Genomic DNA, 16,274 nt, shown 5'->3' with positions numbered 1-16,274 from the left:
AAGGTGCCGGTGCGGGTGTGGCTGCGTGATGAGCCGCTCCCCCGCAATCCCGCCGGAAAGGTGCTCAAGCGGGAGCTGCGGGAGGAGCTGGTCGACCGGGCGCCGGCGCAGACCTAGCGGGCTTCCGGGCCTGGCGGGCCGGCTACTTGTTGGGCTGGGGGGTGAGCCGGAGATACGACTTGAGCGCCTTCCAGCCCTTGGGGAAGCGCTTCTTGGCGTCGTCGTCGGAGATCGCCGGGGCGATGATGACGTCGTCGCCGTCCTTCCAGTTCGCCGGTGTGGAGACGCTGTAGTTGGCGGTCAGCTGGAGTGAGTCGAGCACCCGCAGCACCTCGTCGAAATTGCGACCCGTGGACATCGGATAGACCAGGATGAGCTTGATCTTCTTGTCCGGGCCGATGACGTAGACGTTGCGCACCGTCTGGTTGTCCACCGGAGTGCGCTTGTTCTCTGTGCTCGCCTCCGCAGGAAGCATCCCGTAGAGCTTCGAGACGACGAGGTCCGAGTCGCCGATCACCGGATAGTTCGGCGCCGTCCCCTGTGTCTCTTTGATGTCGGCGGCCCACTTCTCATGGTCGGTCACCGCATCAGCCGACAGGCCGACGATCTTGACTCCCCGGCGGTCGAACTCCGGCTTGATGTTTGCCATGTAGCCGAGCTCGGTTGTGCACACCGGGGTGAAGTCCTTGGGGTGCGAGAACAGGACCGCCCAGCTGTCACCGAGCCAATCGTGGAACTTGATCTCGCCCTCGGTCGTGTCGGCGGTGAAGTCGGGAGCGGTGTCCCCGAGTCGAACGGCCATGGCCGCCTCCTTCTCGATCGCGGATATCGTCGATCTCAGATCTCGAACGGCAGAGACCCTAGCTGGTCAGACGACGAAAGTCGACCGGTCCGGTCACCTTTTCCGGGCCGGCCCGAACAGACAGCCCTGATGATGAAGATCCTCTCCCTGCTCCCCTCGGCGACCGAGATCGTCTACGCCCTGGGTCTGGGCGATGAGCTTGTCGGGGTCACCTGCGAGTGCGACTTCCCGCCGCAGGCGGCGGCCAAGCCCGTCATGTCGCGGACCGTCCTGTCCCTCGACGACACCACGCCGCCCGCCGAGATCGACCGCCTGGTGGCCGAGCAGATGGCCCAGGGCGAGCCCCTGTACTCGATCGACGCCGAGGCCGTCGCCAGGGCCCAGCCGGACCTGATCCTGGCCCAGGACCTCTGTAGGGTCTGCGCCGTGCCGTCCGGGCAGGTGGAGGACGCCCTGGCGACCATCGGGTGCCGGGCCGACGTCTTGTCTCTCGATCCCTCGACGCTGGACGACATCCTCGACGGCATCACCGAGGTGGGTGCCCGGACCGGGCGGGACGAGGAGGCCGGCGAGCTCGTCGCTCGCCTGCGGGCGCGGGTCGCCATGGTCGAGGCCGCCACCAGGCGGCTCCCGCGACCGGCCACACTCACCCTCGAGTGGCTGGACCCGCCGTTCGTCGGGGGCCACTGGGTGCCCGAGATGATCGAGCGGTCCGGAGGTCGGGCGCTGGCCGCCGGCGCTGGCCAGCCCTCCCGCCGCCTGGACTGGGACGAGGTGGGCGCCCTCCAACCCGAGGTGGTCATGTTCATCCCCTGCGGCTACGGCCTGGACCAGGCGCTGGACCAGGCCCGGGAGCTCGTCACCCAGCCCGAGATCGCTGCCAGCCCGGCGGGGCGAGCCGGGCGGGTGCTCGCCGCCGACGCCTCGTCCTACTTCTCGCGTCCCGGCCCTCGAGTGGTCAGCGGCCTCGAGGCTCTGGCATGGGCGCTGCATCCCGAGGCGCTTCCTGCTCCGCCAGCGGGGACCGTGGCCCTGGTCGAAGCTTGAGCCACCACGCCAGACAGTCCCGGGTACCGTCAGTGGGAGATCCACGCCTCCGGGTCACCCACGAGGTCCCGCACCGTCTTGGGCAGGGCTCCCTCGGTCACGTCGGCGACCGTCACCACCTCCAACACGGCCCGGAGGTTCGCCCGCACAGCGATCCAGACCTCGCTGAGGGCCTGGGCCGGTCCCGCGTAGTGCAGATCTTCGGGGCGGGCGTCGCCCACCTGGGCGAGCGGGCCTTCGACGGCGCGGATGATGTCGGCCAGCGGCAGGGCGTCGGGGCGACGGGCCAGCCGATAGCCCCCCTCCGATCCGCGCTGGCTGTCGACGATGCCCGCCCGCTTCAGGTCTTGGAGGATGTTGAGCAGAAAGCGCAACGGGATCTCCTGGGCGGCGGCCAGCTGCTCGCCCTTGGCCGGGCTGCTGTCGGCGACGGACGCCAGCTCGACGGCGGCCCTGATCGCGTAGTCAGCCTTCGCCGAGATGCGCACGGAGCCATTCTGACCGCCTCGGGGCGACCCCGCGCCGAGAGGACGCCGACGCTCGGATGACGAACTAGTTACCAGTCACACACGGTCGGGACGGGCCGAGGGACCGGGGCCAGGAAGGCCCGCGGGGACGAGGCACCGATCCAGGCCACGTACCACGAAAGGAGCGAGCATGCCTTCGGTGCGCAGCGCTCACGTCCACCTCAACATCGCCGCCGACGAGCCAGCACCTGTGACCGTCGCCGCCCACGACTTTCACAATGGCGGCCGCATCCCCACCGGTGACGTGCTGGTGGTCATGCAGGAGCGCCTAGGGCTCGGCGTCACCCTGAGCGGGACACCCGACGACCTCGTCGCCTATCTCGAGTCGGGCATCGCCGCCATCCGGGCCACCCGGATGCCCCTGGCCCCGGTGGCCTGAGCCACCCGGATCCAGCCCGCCCCGGACGGTTCTCCGCCGTTCGGGCGGAGCGTCCGCGAAACGGGCCGGAGCTACCCCCGGCGCCCACCACTGCGACCACAATGGTTCGTCATGAGCGTCACCGTCGCCACTGACGGGCCGGTCGCCGTCATCACCATCGACCGGCCCGAGGTCCGCAATGCCGTCGACGGCCCCACGGCCGTCGCCCTGGCCGATGCCTTCGCCCGCTTCGACGACGACGCCAGCGTGGCGGTGGCCGTCCTGACCGGCGCCGGCGGCACCTTCTGCGCAGGGGCCGACCTCAAGGCCCTGGCATCGGGCGAACCCCGGCCGGTCTCGGTCTCTCCCGAGGGCAACGGGCCCATGGGTCCCACCCGGATGCGGCTCTCGAAGCCGGTCATAGCGGCCGTGGAGGGCCACGCCGTCGCCGGTGGGTTCGAGCTGGCGCTGTGGTGCGACTTGCGGGTCGCCGCCCGGGACGCTGTCTTCGGCGTCTACTGCCGCCGGTTCGGCGTTCCCCTGATCGACCTGGGCACGGTGCGCCTGCCGCGGCTCATCGGTCACTCCCGGGCCATGGACCTCATCCTGACGGGCCGCGGCGTCGAGGGCGACGAGGCCCTCCAGATGGGTCTGGCCAACCGCCTCAGCGAGCACGGACAGGCGCTCCCCACGGCGATCGAGCTGGCCCACCAGCTGGCGGGACTGCCGCAGCGGTGTCTGCGCAGCGATCGCCGGTCCGCCTACGAGCAGTGGGGCATGAGCGAGCAGGAGGCCATGATCAACGAGGTGCGTCACGGCCTGGCCACGATCCGGTCGGGCGAGACGCTCACCGGCGCCCAGCGCTTCGCGGCCGGCGAGGGCAGGCACGGCTCGGACTGACGGTCAGGCCAGGTTGTGACCTTGGTCACGCGTCGTGAAACAACGTCGGGCTCGGAAGTTGCAGTTCGATGAACAAGGCCGCATAGAGTGGGCCAACTCATCAACGCAGTCGCGTGCCTCAGCTGGGGGAAGCGAGGAGCGGCTCGAGCCTGACCTGTGTCCTCGGTCTTGCCGGAGGATGCGCCACGGCCGGGTGCGCTGTTAGCCCATCACCATCGTTCGGGGTCGCGCGCATGCCCAGGTGCCAGCTCGGGCCGCCCGATCTGACCGACCACGACCGACGACCCCGACCCAACGACCCCAACCCAACCGGAAGGAGCCGCCACCGAAACGCACCTATCAGGGTCACGTCCGTCCGCACCTCGTACGGACCCGCGTACACGTCCCGAGCCGTCCAACCAAGGACAGCTCGCGAGTCGCATGCGAAATCGACGGGCTGCCCGCATTCCCAGGCCACACCTGAAGCCCTCCGGGCTCACCGTGACTTCAAGGAGGCGCAAGATGCGCAAGCAGCGGCCATCCGCATCCTTCTCGCTGCCAATGGTCCTGGCGAGCTCAGTGCTCGCCCTCTCCGCCCTCGGCGTCCAGCTGTTCCAGTCTTCTTCGGCTGGATCGACGGCCGCCAGCAAATCCAGCCGAAAGAGCATCGCCAGCTCGTGGGCCGTCTCAACGGTCCCGTCCAACGCCGACGAGCCGACACACCCACCGCCGACACCTTCCCCTCCGCCACCGCCACCGCCACCACCCCCCGCGCCCGCACGTTCCGCCCCGGCGCCGCAACCGCCACCACCTCCGCCCCAGCCGAAGGCGGTGGCCACCGCCGCCGGGACATCAGTTGCCGGGGGCGTCTGGGCCGAACTTCGACAGTGTGAGTCCGGCGGCAACTACCAGGACAACACCGGCAATGGCTTCTACGGGGCCTACCAGTTCGACCAGGGCACCTGGAACGGGCTCGGTTACCCCGGCCGTCCTGATCAGGGACCTCCGGCCATGCAGGACCAAGCGGCCAAGCAGCTGCAGGCCAGCCGGGGCTGGGAGCCCTGGCCCTCGTGCAGTCGCAAGCTCGGTTTGAGCTGACTCCTCACTGAGGGCGGTCGTGGGCTAGCTGGCCAGCTGCTCACGACCGCCCGCGGTGGCAGCGGCCAGCTCGGCCAGCCGACACAAAGCGTTGGCCAGGCGCATCTCCCGAGGCGTCCGGCAGCGCACCCGTAGCAGGTCGGGGGAACAGACCAGGACGACGAGGGCCCGTGCCCTGGAGACAGCCACGTTGAGTCGGTTGAGGCTGTAGAGGAACTCGACCGAACGGGGCAGATCGGCCGTCGACGAGGTGGCAAGGGAGAAGATGACCACCGCCGCCTCCTGGCCCTGGAACCGGTCGACGGTCCCCACCCGGGCACCGGGCGGCAGTGCCGTCCTCAGCCGCGCGACCTGAGCGTTGTACGGCGAGACCACGAGGATGTCGTCCAGACTCACTCGCCGTCGGCGACCGTCACGATCGGTCCACTGGCGGCCCAGGAGCGCCTCCACTCCCGCCGCCACCTCGGTCACCTCCTCGACGGAGCTCGTGCGGTTGCCTGCGTGGTGCACCGGGCGCCAGCGCACACCGGCGCCGCCAGCCCAGCTCCCCTCGTCCAGGCGCTGGAGGTCACAGGTCGGATCGGGCTCGAGACGGCCCTCGTAGAAGGCCTCGGACACGAAGTCGCACAGGGCCGGGTGTAGCCGCCACGTGGTGGCCAGGAACAGACCCCGGTCGGCCGGGATGGTGGCGTGGTCGCCAAGGAGGTGCTCGAGCGCCGACACCCCGGCACCCGGTGGATGCGACCCCTTCGACGGCTGGGCCAGCTGCTGCGGATCGCCGAGCAGCACGATGCTGTCGGCGCCGGCGCCCGCGGCGACGACGTTGGCGAGCGACATCTGGCCTGCCTCGTCGACGAACAGCACATCGACAGCGCCGGCAAGCTCCGGACGCGCGAACAGCCACGGCGTGCCGGCGATGACCTGCGCGCGCTGCTCGGCCAGTCGGGCCACGACGAGGTGGTTGTCGCCGACCACCTCGACCATCGGAGAGGTGGAGGCGCGATCCTCGTCGCCCTTCTGCACGACCGAGAGCCGCCGCCCCGCGTCGCGCGCACACGAGCAGGCCGCATCCACGAGGTTGGTGATGGCCTTGTGCGTGGTGGCCGTGATGCCGACCCGCCGGCCGGACCCCACCAGGTCCACGATCATGTGGGCGGCCGTGAACGTCTTGCCCGACCCCGGAGGCCCCTGGACGGCCAGGCACGTCCCGTCGAGGCGGCGAGCCAGGCGGCGGGCCGCATCGAGCGGCGGCTCGTCAACGGGCTGAAGCGGCTGACCGAGGGGCAGTTCTCCGAGCCAGGGTGGCCGTCTCATGAGGAGGTCGCGCACGGCCCGGCACGGTCCGGGGCCGTCGATGCCCTGGTCGGCCACGGTGGCACCGACCCGGGCGAGGGCCTGGCGCAGCACGGTATTGACCCTCGGAGTGTCAGGGATCACTGAGGTCGGGTGGGGCGCGCTGGATCCGCGGCCTCGGCGCAGGTCCAGCACGCCGTCGGCGTCGTCGAGGGCGTGGACGGTGCCACAGCGCGACTCGGTGCGGGGATCGAGCACGCCGTCGCCGACCGACAGCTTGTGCTCCTGGCCGGGCCGGAACCGGTACCGGTGGACGAGCGAGCGCCCCACCTCCGCGACGACCCCGGCGAACTCCAGCTCGCCGATCGAGTCCGGGTCGTCCACGAGCTCCTCGTCGCTCTGCCCCAGGCGGGAGAAGTGCGCCCACCACTCGGGCTTGTCCTCCCGGCGATGCCAGTCCAGGAGCTGGGCCAGCAACCAGGTGGCGGCCTCAGCCGGTGTGCGGACGTCGGGCTCGTCGGCGATGCCCGAGGTGAGCCTGGCCACGAGGGACTCGGTCTCGGCCTCGGCCGCCGCTTGCTCGGGACCGGGCTCGCCCGTGCTCAGCTGAGGCCGCGACAGGGGAGCACCGTGCCGACGCTCGGCCTCGGACCGGCGATGTTCCAGCCAGTCGCGCAGCAGCCACGTGGACTCGCAGTCGGCGCGGTTGTACTCGGCGATCTCGTCGAGGCGGGTCTGCTCTCTCGTCTCCAGCCACTGCTCGTAGGCCACGATGCTCGAGCCGGCATCGGTGATGGCGCCGTCCCGAGCGGCCATGTACAGCGGTTCGAGCTTCTTGATCGAGTAGGACTCCTGGGACACGAGGACGCCCTGGCGAACGACCTGGTGCAAGTCCACGAACACCGACCCGCGCAGCAGGCGGTCGACGGCGCGCTCACGCGTGGCATGGACGCCCATAAGGCGCCTGACCGCAGCCGGCTCGTAGGAGCCGTAGTGATAGACGTGCAGGTCGGGGCGCTCGTCGATCCGGGCCATGACTAGGTCGATGAGCTGCTCGAACGCGGTGCGCTCCTCCGCCCGATCGTGGGCCCAGAAGGCGCGGTACCGCGGCCGGCCGGCGGCGACCTCGACGATCCCGAAGAGATACTCGAGCCCGTCCTCGCCGGCGAAGGGGTCGCCCTCGATGTCGAAGAAGAGATCAGCCGCCGACGGGCTCGGCAACGCAGCCAGTCCCAGGCCCGCCTCGACGGGCTGGGTGAGCTCATAGTGCACCTCGCCCGTCCGTCGCTGGTCGAGCTGGAGGCGGGCCTGGCCCCGCAGGCGCTCCAGGGCGCGAGCCCCGACACCCGGCACGGCGGAGCCCGACGACGAGGCCAGGGTGGTCAGCGTCGGCATCCCGGCCGCCACCAGGCGGCGAGCCTGGGTGCGGCGCATCCCCGCGACCAGCGACAGATGATCGTCCTGGCGCCGACGGCGCACGCAGACCTCGGACCATCGGCAGATGCCGCAATGGGGGACGGGGTCGGGGTACGTCTCCACCCACGGCCCGTCGACCGCCTTCTCGAAGCTGGCCTTCACCGTCCGGTAGTAGGCGGCGTAGTCGCTCAGGCGGTGGGCCCGCGATATCTCGTCGCCGCCCAGCACGTGTATGTGCTCTGGCGCCGTCCCCTGCACCCGCGCCACCTGCTCGGAGTAGGAGCAAAGCTGGAGGATGGCTGCGGCTTTGACCCGACGGGCCAGCTTGGCGTCGGTTACCTCGTAGCTCCAGGACCCCAGCCGACTGGGCCGCTCCACCCGGCACAGGAAGTCAGCGTGGCCCCTCCAGCGTCCGTCGAAGAACGTGGCCTGGTAGATCACCTCGACGCCCGCGCCCATGGCTGCGGTCGTCGCCTCCGCCGCAGCGTGCAGCCCCGCCAGCCCGCCGACGCTCCGGTCGATCTCGACGACATCCCTGTCCCCTGCACGCAGCCGTTCCAGGTGCCGGCGCTCGTGCTCCTCGCCCCGCCGAGCAAGGACGTCCAGCTCGGGATCCTCCCGCGCCGGCCGGACGACCTCGCCGCGGGCGGCCGCCAGCTCCAGACGGGTCAGGTGCGGACAGGCCAGATAGCCGCTGAGGTCGGAGGGGCTGAGCAGGATCCGCCCGTCGATCGCTTCCACCTCGCAAGTATGGCCACGGGGTGTGACAGCCCTGCGGATGAGTCCAACCGGGCGTCGCCGGGGTCTGCCGCCGTGGTGCCGCGGGGCTCCGGCCGGCAACCCTCGACAGTTAGTGCCCCTGTTCCACCTTTGGTCGAAATTGGCCGCTCGCAGGTCGCCCGCGGCGCCGGCTTTCGACCAAAGGTGGAACAGAGCAACGATCCCCGGCGTGCTCGTATGGGCGAACGGAAAAGGGCGTCCGGGGGGTGCCGAGTGGATCCGCTCCGATCGCGACGAGAACCCGGCGGCTGGACCGCGCCTAAGGTTCTGTCATGCGCCACGGTGTGATCATCGACGTCTCGAAGCCGATCGACGCGGTCGTAGGGCAGGTCGCAAAGCTGGCCGAGCTCGGCGTGGCCACTGCCTGGTCCTCACAGATCTTCGGCTACGACGCCCTGACGCTGCTCGCCGTGGTCGGTCGAGAGGTGCCGGACATCGAGCTTGGCACCGCGGTCGTCCCCACCTACCCTCGCCACCCGGTGATGCTGGCCGCCCAGGCACTCACCACCCAGGCGGCGACAGGCGGACGGCTCGTGCTTGGCATCGGCCTGTCACATCAGATCGTCATCGAGGGCATGTTCGGCTACTCGTTCGACCGCCCGGCGCGGCACATGCGGGAGTACCTGTCGGTGCTGATGCCGCTGCTGGGCGGCCAAACCGTGTCGTTCAAGGGCGAGACGCTGAGCGCCAACACGATGACCCCGCTCGAGGTGGAAGTCGACCGGCCGCCGCCCGTCCTCCTGGCGGCGCTCGGCCCCACCATGCTCAGACTGGCCGGCCAGCACACCGCCGGCACCGTGACCTGGATGACCGGTCCGGCCACGATCGCGTCGCACATCGTGCCCTCGATCAGCAAGGCCGCCGAGGACGCGGGTCGACCCGCCCCGCGGGTCGCCGTCGGCCTCCCCGTCTCGGTCACCACAGACGCCGAGCGGGCGAGGGAGACCGCCGACCGTACGTTCGCCATCTACGGTCAGCTTCCGTCCTACCGCGCCATGCTCGATCGCGAAGGCGCGGAGAGCCCAGCCCACGTGGCCATCGTCGGCGACGAGGGCACAGTGGCCAGTCAGATCCGCGCCGTCGCCGAGGCGGGCGCGACCGACTTCAGCGCCGCACCGTTCGGCTCGTCGGACGAGATCCGCCAGACCATCGGTCTGATCGCCGCCCTGGCCAAGGGCTGAGGACCCTAACCCGTCTGTCGGGCACCGGGCACCGGCCACCGGGGCACCCGGACACCCGGACCCCACCCGCCCGCCGCCCCCACCGGGCGACGGAGCGGCCCTGAGCGCCGCTGGGAATGCGGGGATACCCGTCACCAGGGACGCATCGGCACGCATTCTGTACAATGCGAGCGAGGCCAACAGGGCCAAGGGGAGGAGAGAGCAATATGGCTGACCCGTCTCAGGGGGGGGCCGCGGCAGCGCAGCCCTGGCAGCAGCAGGGCGTCGCCCAAGCGACCGGCGTTGTAGGACGACCGACCTCGCCAGGCACGCAGATCCTGCTGACGATCGTCACCCTCGGTATCTGGGCGATCGTGTGGACCTACCGGCAGTACGAGGACCTCAAGAACTACAACGGTGAGGGTATGGGTGGTGGCCTAGCCGTCGTGATCGCCATCTTCGTCGGCTTCCTTATCCCGTTCTTGCTCGCCAACGATGTGGACACCAAGCTCTACCAGCGCGAGGGACTGGAGTCACCCGTGCATCTGGCCACGGGGTTCTGGTCGCTCATTCCCTTGGTAGGCGGCCTCATCTGGTACATCAAGGTGCAGCGGGCAATCAACGACTTCTGGGTCAGCAAGGGAGCCGTGGCACCCGCCTGATCGAGACGACGTCGTTCCCCCCACACCGGGGGGACGCAGACGCGAAGAAGCCGGCTCCACCCTACGAGGTGGAGCCGGCTTCTTTACTTTCGAGTCACTGATTACTGATGGAGAGCCTGGGCCGACTGTGCGAGCGAGTCCTCCCACGCCCAGTTGATCCGGAAGTGCTCGTTGGGCTCCTTCATGATGTTGTAGGTCCACCACAGGTTGTAGATGCCGAAGGTGACGATGGCGACGATGATGCGCGCCGGGTAGTTGTGCGGGCCCTTGACCCGGGCTGGGTCCGGTTCGGGCACCGGCTGACCGAGGCGTGAGTAGATGACGGCCAGCTCTGCCTCGACCCCGCCTTCGGCGCTGTCATGCTTGATGAGGTCACCGTCGAGCCCGCAGTACACGAGGAAGTAGACGACGATGCCACCGATGTAGGTGAGCCAATAGGCAGCGATGAGGATCACCAGCCACATGGTCGGGTCGCGGAGCTGGGTCCCCAGCCGACGCAGGTTCTCGAGGCCGGCGCTGGCCCGCTCGAAGTTCGGACGCAGCTCCTCCTGCAGGCCACGCTGACCCGCCACCTCCCAGGCGTAGGCGTTGGCCGAGTCGAGCAGATCGAGACGCCGGGCGTTGTGGTCCCGCATTCGCCGAATGAGTTGGTAGAACATATAGAGATAGAAGATGCCGAAGGTCAGGATTCCCCAACCCAGCGCGGACCAGAAGTTGGCGACGTAATCGGTGTCGTAGCGCCGCTGGTAGGCCATCCGCATCCGCTCGAGCGGCGGTGCCGCCGGAGCTCCGAACCCCGCTGGCGGCGCCGGCGCGGCGCGTGTACTCGATGAAGTCCCGCTGTCTGCCCCGCTGTTTCCGGACTGCACGTCTGGGCTCTGCCAACCAGGCCCGGCCGAGCCGGCCGAGCCAGCCGACGGATCGTCGCTCATAACAGTCTCCTCCCCCTCGGAATACAACAAATGCTACCAGCGAGCGCTCTGTCGTCTACTGGTGCAACGCCTGGGCCGCCAGGGCGAGTGAATCCTCCCATGCCCAGTTGATCTCGAAGTGCTGGTTAGGCTCGTGCATCATGTTGTACGTCCACCAGAAGGCATAAATACCCACGGTTACAACGCTGACGATGACGCGAGCGATGTAGTTGTGCTTGCCCTTGACCCGGGCTGGATCGGGCTGAGGAACGGATTGGCCAAGCCGGGAGAAGATCGTCGCCAGCTCGGACTCCGTCCCTCCTTCGGCGGTGTCGTGCTTGACGAGATCACCGTCGAGGAAGACGTAGGCGATGATCTCGACGATACCCAGCCTTCCCCCGACGATAGAGAGCAGGAGCCAGATGCTCGGTTCCCGGAAATCGGTCGTCATGCGACGCAGGATTTCGAGATATGACGCAGCTCGCTCGAAGTTGGGACGCAGCTCGCCCTGGAGGCCCTGCCGACCCGCCACCTCCCACGCGAAGTCCCTGGCCGCCTCGAGCAGCTCCAGGCGACGGACGTTGTGGTCCCGCATGCGCCGCATGAGCTGGTAGAAGACGTAGAAGTAGAAGATCCCCAGGGTCAGAATGGACCATCCCAGCGCCGTCCAGAAGCTGAAGATGTAGTCGGTCTCGTGACGACGTTGGTATGCCTGACGAAGCCGGTCGATGGGCTGAATCGACGGTGGCCCCGTTGGCCCGATCCCCCACGAGGAGCCCCCGGGAGACGGCGGAACCGTCATGTCGAGCGATGGTAGCGGGCTGCGTCGTAGTCCGTGGTCATCCAGCACCGTGTCGACGCGCCGGAGACCATCCGGACCGGCCCAGCTATGCGGGCTGCTGGGACGCCTGGGCCAGGGCGTCCTCCCAGGCCCAGTTGATCTCGAAATGCTCGTTGGGCTCCTGCAGCATGTTGTACCACCACCAGAACCCGTAGATCCCGAAGGTCACGATCAAGACGATGACGCGGGCCACGTAGTTGTGCTTGCCCTTGACCCGAGCCGGGTCCGGCTGCGGAATGGGCCGACCCAGGCGGGCGTAGATGGTCGCCAGCTCGGACTCCACGCCGCCTTCGGCGGAATCGTGCTTGACAAGATCACCATCGAGCAGGATGAAAGCGATGATCCCCGCTATACCGGTGAACCAGATCAGCAGGAGCCAGATGAGGGGGTCGCGGAAGTCCGTCGTCATCTGACGCATCACTTCCTCGTGCGACGCGGCCCGCTCGAAGTTCGGACGCAGCTCGTCCTGGAGGCCCTTCTCTCCCGCCAGCTGCCAGGCATAGGATCTCGCCGCCTCGAGCAGCTCCAAGCGACGGATGTTGTGGTCTCGCATTCGCCGTAGGAGCTGGTAGTAGACGTAGTAGCCGAAGATCCCGAACGTCAGTATCGTCCAGCCCAGCGCCGACCAGAAGCTGAAGATGTAGTCAGTGTCGTTGCGCCGTTGGTACGCAGTGCGCAGCTGGTCGATCGGCTGAGCAGTTGGCGGCCCCACCCCCCCACTGGGCGGAGTGAAGCCTCCCGATGGCGGAGGGACGCTACTCACAAGGGTGGAGAGTACAGGGTGGCAACGCTCCGCGCGCGGAATCGTGGGTGCTTGGTCGCGGGGTTGCCCCCTCGGCCTCGTAGTGGTCGAGGAGCGCACGAACAGGGACCACGATCACGCCCTCCTCCGGGCGGCCCACGGCGCTTGCGAATCCTTCGAGGGCGCGTGCGCCGGTGAGGGCCGCGAGCATGGCGTCCACCTGATGGACTGTGGCGCGGTCGCCCACAGAAACGCCGTTGTCGGCGAGGACCTGAGCGCGCCACGCCCGCTTGCCGCGAGCTGTCCGCAGCGTGCCTGGCGCGGGTCGGGCCCCCCGCAAGATCACGGCCGAGCCGTGGGGATAGACCTCGACCGCCCGACTGCGCACGGCCGAGGCATCGAGTCCGACGGCGAACCCTGCCTTCGCGGCCGAGGCGAAGAGGTCGAACCCTGCACGCATCCAGTCGAAGAAGGCGTTGCCCTCGGCCCGCTCGGCGCAGGGGCAGGGAAAGATCCGGATGCCCCGGCGGTGGAGCAGGTGCTCGGCGGCGCGGGAGGTGCCGCTCGGTGCGAAGCAGGGCGGGGAGTCGATGGCCACCACCTCGGGACGCCAGGCCTCGATGAGCTCCTCGAGCCGGCTCGGATCGGAAAAGCGCACCGGAGCGCGTACGACAGCCCGGTCGTCCACGAGCACGGCGTCGTGGTGATGCAGGCCGACGTCGATACCCAGCGATCGCACGTCAGCAGGCTACGCCGCTACCGAGCGGCGCCGTCCTGGGCCGGACTCCCGGGCGCCGGCATCTGCGTCACGAGCAGCCGCTGGTCGTGCCGCAGGTAGGGCACACGTAGCAGGAGCCCGCCCGCTGCATGGCGTTCCCGCACTGGTAGCAGTACGGCGCGTCCTTGGCCTCGGGCCAGGCGGCGGTGCGCTCGGACGGCTGCGCCAGCGTCGAGGGAGCCTCGACCACCCCGGCGCTCGGTGTCGAGCCCTCTTCGACGCCCGGCAGGGTGGGCTGGATCCGCTCGTTGGTCGTCTGTATCCCCAGCTCGATCCGCTCTTCGGCCGGCAGGTAGTCAACCGCCAGGCGGCGGAAGATGTAGTCGGCCAGGCTGGTCGCGATGCGCAGCTCGGGGTCGTCGGTCATGCCGGCGGGCTCGAAGCGCATGTTGGTGTACTTGCGGACGTAGGTGGCCAGCGGGACCCCGTGCTGGAGGCCGAGGCTGACAGCGATGGAGAAGGCGTCCATGATCCCGGCGAGGGTGGATCCCTGCTTGGACACCTTCATGAAGACCTCGCCCGGCCGGCCGTCCTCGTACTCACCGACCGTCACGTAGCCCTCGCAGTCGGCGACCCGGAAGGCGAAGGTGCTCGACCTCCGCCGGCGCGGGAGCCGCTCGCGGATCGGCTGCTTGACGACCACGGTGGTCTGATGCTGGAGGGCCCGCTCCAGCTCGCTGACCTTGACGGCGAGCTCCTGGTCGTGGGCTTCGGCCGGCGAGATGGCGGCGCCGGCGTTCTTGGTCGTGGCCAGGGGCTGTGCCACCTTGCAGTTGTCGCGGTAGATGGCGATGGACTTGATCCCAAGGTTCCAGGCGTCGATGTGGAGCTGCTCGATGTCCTCGACCGTCACCTTCTCGGGCATGTTGACCGTCTTGCTGATGGCGCCCGAGATGAACGGTTGGACGGCCGCCATCATGCGCACATGGCCGGTGTAGTGGATCGTGTTGTCGCCCATCGAGCAGGCGAAGACCGGCAGGTCCGATGCGGCCAGATGGGGCGCACCGACGATCGACTTGTGCTGATCGACATAGGCCACGATGTCGGCGACCTGCTCGGTCGTGTAGCCCATGCGGGACAGGGCACGAGGCACCGTCTGGTTGACGATGGACATCGTCCCCCCACCGACCAGCTTCTTGGTCTTCACCAGGCTCAGGTCGGGCTCTACGCCGGTCGTGTCGCAGTCCAGGAGCAAGGCGATCGTCCCGGTCGGAGCGATGACGCTGGCCTGTGAGTTGCGCACACCGAACTCGTCGGCGAGCTCGACAGCCGAGTCCCAGGCCGCCTGTGCCCCGGACAGGAGATCGGGCGGGACGAGCTCCTCGTCGATCTGCGCGACCTCCTCCCGATGCATCCGCAGCACCCCACGCATGGCGTCAGCGTTCGAGTGATACCCGGCGAAGGGGCCCATGCGGGCGGCAGTCTGCGCCGAGGTGAGATACGACTGCCCGGTCAGCAGCGCGGTGATCGTCCCCGCCCACGCCCGGCCCTCGTCCGAGTCGTAGGGCAGTCCCTGGGCCATGAGCAGCGCGCCGAGGTTCGCGTAGCCGATGCCGAGCTGGCGGAACCGCCGGGACGTCTCGGCGATCTTCTCGGTCGGATAGTCGGCGTTGCCGACGAGGATCTCCTGGGCGGTGAACAGCACTGTGACGGCGGCCTTGAACCCCTCGACGTCGAAGTCCCCGTTGTCGTCGAGGAACTTCAGCAGGTTCAGACTGGCCAGGTTGCACGCCGAGTTGTCCAGGTGCATGTACTCACTGCAGGGGTTGGAACCGTTGATCCGTCCGGTAGTGGGGGCGGTGTGCCAGCGGTTGATGGTGGTGTCGAACTGCATGCCGGGGTCGGCGCACTCCCACGCCGCCGTGGCGATCTGGCGGAACAGCTCTCGGGCCTTCACCGTGCGGACGGTCGCTCCGGTAGTCACGGCCTGCAGCTCCCAGTCGGCGTCATCGACGACCGCCTGCATGAACTCGTCGGTCACTCGTACTGAGTTGTTGGCGTTCTGGTACTGGAGCGAATGGCTGTCGAGGCCGTCGAGGTCCATGTCGAAGCCGGCATCACGCAGTGCCCGAGCCTTGCGCTCCTCGGTGGCCTTGCACCAGATGAAATCCTCGATGTCGGGATGGTCGGCGTTGAGTATGACCATCTTCGCTGCCCGACGGGTCTTGCCCCCGCTCTTGATCGTGCCCGCCGAGGCGTCGGCGCCGCGCATGAAGCTCACCGGACCGGATGCCGTCCCGCCGCCCTTCAGTCCTTCGAACGACGACCGCAGGTTGGACAGGTTGATCCCCGAACCCGACCCGCCCTTGAAGATGGTCCCCTCCTCGACGTACCAGTTGAGGATGGAGTCCATCCGGTCCTCGACGGCGAGGATGAAGCACGCCGAGGCCTGGGCGGGCACGCCCTTCACGCCGATGTTGAACCACACCGGGGAGTTGAAGGCGGCCTTCTGGTGCACGACGAGGTGCTTGAGCTCGTCCCTGAACGCCTCCGCCTCGGCCCGGTCGAGGAAGTAGCCGTCCTTGGCGCCCCACTTGGTGATGGTGTCCACGACCCGGTCCGCCACCTGGCGCAGCGACCACTCCCGCTCGGCGGTGCCGAGGGCGCCCCGAAAATACTTCTGGGCCAGGATGTTGGTCGCGTTCACGCTCCAGGTGGACGGCACCTCGACCCCGAGCTGCTCGAAGGCGACCGACCCGTCCTGGAAGTTGGTGATGCGGGCGTCGCGCTGCTCCCAGGGCAGCTCGTCGTACGGGTGGACCCCCTCGGTGGTGAAGTGTCGGCGGATGCCGATTCCCAAGCGCTGGGGAGCGATCGCCATCGGAGGAGCCTCCTTGGAGGGGATGCGGTCTGGCCCGTGCCCACCGGGCCCTCCCTCAGCCACCCCCAGGATCAGGGCTCCCCGAGTACGACAGGCCCTGACCACAACCGGTTGTGGCTACCAGTGTCCGGTAGCACAAGATCTAGCGTCTAATTACAG

14 protein-coding genes are annotated in these 16,274 nt (G+C 68.8%); 6 read left to right on the top strand and 8 right to left on the bottom strand.

From position 1 onward, the window contains the following. Window positions 1-142 precede the first annotated feature (142 nt). Window positions 143-802: a peroxiredoxin gene (locus VH112_01930; GenBank protein HEX4538975.1), complete on the bottom strand. Its 660-nt coding sequence runs from the start codon at window positions 800-802 to the stop codon at window positions 143-145. Between the two features lie 132 nt (window positions 803-934). Here VH112_01930 and VH112_01925 point away from each other — a divergent pair, with 132 nt between their 5' ends. Further along, window positions 935-1,849, top strand: a complete 915-nt coding sequence (locus VH112_01925) for an ABC transporter substrate-binding protein (protein ID HEX4538974.1) — start codon at window positions 935-937, stop codon at window positions 1,847-1,849. A 29-nt stretch (window positions 1,850-1,878) separates the two neighbouring features. Here VH112_01925 and VH112_01920 read toward each other — a convergent pair whose 3' ends face one another. After that, window positions 1,879-2,337: an Rrf2 family transcriptional regulator gene (locus VH112_01920; GenBank protein ID HEX4538973.1), complete on the bottom strand. Its 459-nt coding sequence runs from the start codon at window positions 2,335-2,337 to the stop codon at window positions 1,879-1,881. A 178-nt stretch (window positions 2,338-2,515) separates the two neighbouring features. Between VH112_01920 and VH112_01915 the strand changes: the two genes are divergently transcribed. From VH112_01915 to VH112_01905, 3 genes are all read left to right on the top strand, one after another. Further along, on the top strand, window positions 2,516-2,755 hold the full coding sequence (locus VH112_01915; GenBank protein ID HEX4538972.1) for a hypothetical protein: 240 nt from the start codon (window positions 2,516-2,518) through the stop codon (window positions 2,753-2,755). 111 nt (window positions 2,756-2,866) lie between these two features. Further along, a complete protein-coding gene (locus VH112_01910; GenBank protein HEX4538971.1) occupies window positions 2,867-3,634 on the top strand; it encodes a crotonase/enoyl-CoA hydratase family protein in 768 nt (255 codons plus the stop codon). An 810-nt stretch (window positions 3,635-4,444) separates the two neighbouring features. Beyond that, window positions 4,445-4,711 (top strand): transglycosylase family protein, encoded by a 267-nt coding sequence (locus VH112_01905; protein ID HEX4538970.1) that lies wholly within the window; start codon window positions 4,445-4,447, stop codon window positions 4,709-4,711. A gap of 24 nt (window positions 4,712-4,735) precedes the next feature. Here VH112_01905 and VH112_01900 read toward each other — a convergent pair whose 3' ends face one another. Then, a complete protein-coding gene (locus VH112_01900) occupies window positions 4,736-8,161 on the bottom strand; it encodes a TM0106 family RecB-like putative nuclease (GenBank protein ID HEX4538969.1) in 3,426 nt (1,141 codons plus the stop codon). Window positions 8,162-8,472: 311 nt separating this feature from the next. On the opposite strand from VH112_01900, the gene VH112_01895 reads away from it, so the two are divergent. Together VH112_01895 and VH112_01890 are read left to right on the top strand one after the other, a co-directional pair. Next, window positions 8,473-9,381 (top strand): LLM class F420-dependent oxidoreductase, encoded by a 909-nt coding sequence (locus VH112_01895; protein ID HEX4538968.1) that lies wholly within the window; start codon window positions 8,473-8,475, stop codon window positions 9,379-9,381. Window positions 9,382-9,587: 206 nt separating this feature from the next. After that, window positions 9,588-10,022 carry a DUF4234 domain-containing protein gene (locus VH112_01890; GenBank protein HEX4538967.1) on the top strand — a complete coding sequence of 145 codons (435 nt, stop codon included), beginning with the start codon at window positions 9,588-9,590 and terminating at the stop codon, window positions 10,020-10,022. A 101-nt stretch (window positions 10,023-10,123) separates the two neighbouring features. On the opposite strand, the gene VH112_01885 is transcribed toward VH112_01890, so the two are convergent. From VH112_01885 to VH112_01865, 5 genes are all read right to left on the bottom strand, one after another. After that, on the bottom strand, window positions 10,124-10,777 hold the full coding sequence (locus VH112_01885) for a hypothetical protein (GenBank protein ID HEX4538966.1): 654 nt from the start codon (window positions 10,775-10,777) through the stop codon (window positions 10,124-10,126). Window positions 10,778-11,009: 232 nt separating this feature from the next. Then, window positions 11,010-11,735 carry a hypothetical protein gene (locus VH112_01880; GenBank protein ID HEX4538965.1) on the bottom strand — a complete coding sequence of 242 codons (726 nt, stop codon included), beginning with the start codon at window positions 11,733-11,735 and terminating at the stop codon, window positions 11,010-11,012. A gap of 85 nt (window positions 11,736-11,820) precedes the next feature. Further along, entirely contained in the window at window positions 11,821-12,486 is a 666-nt protein-coding gene (locus tag VH112_01875) for a DUF4234 domain-containing protein (protein ID HEX4538964.1), read from the bottom strand. 43 nt (window positions 12,487-12,529) lie between these two features. Continuing rightward, window positions 12,530-13,255 (bottom strand): DUF429 domain-containing protein, encoded by a 726-nt coding sequence (locus tag VH112_01870; GenBank protein ID HEX4538963.1) that lies wholly within the window; start codon window positions 13,253-13,255, stop codon window positions 12,530-12,532. A 67-nt stretch (window positions 13,256-13,322) separates the two neighbouring features. After that, window positions 13,323-16,115, bottom strand: a complete 2,793-nt coding sequence (locus VH112_01865) for a vitamin B12-dependent ribonucleotide reductase (GenBank protein HEX4538962.1) — start codon at window positions 16,113-16,115, stop codon at window positions 13,323-13,325. Between the last annotated feature and the right edge of the window lie 159 nt (window positions 16,116-16,274).

This window comes from Acidimicrobiales bacterium, from assembly GCA_036270875.1.
Taxonomy (GTDB): domain Bacteria; phylum Actinomycetota; class Acidimicrobiia; order Acidimicrobiales; family AC-9; genus AC-9.
The sequence above is the reverse complement of the archived record's forward strand: the minus strand, read 5'-3'. Positions and strand labels throughout refer to the sequence as shown.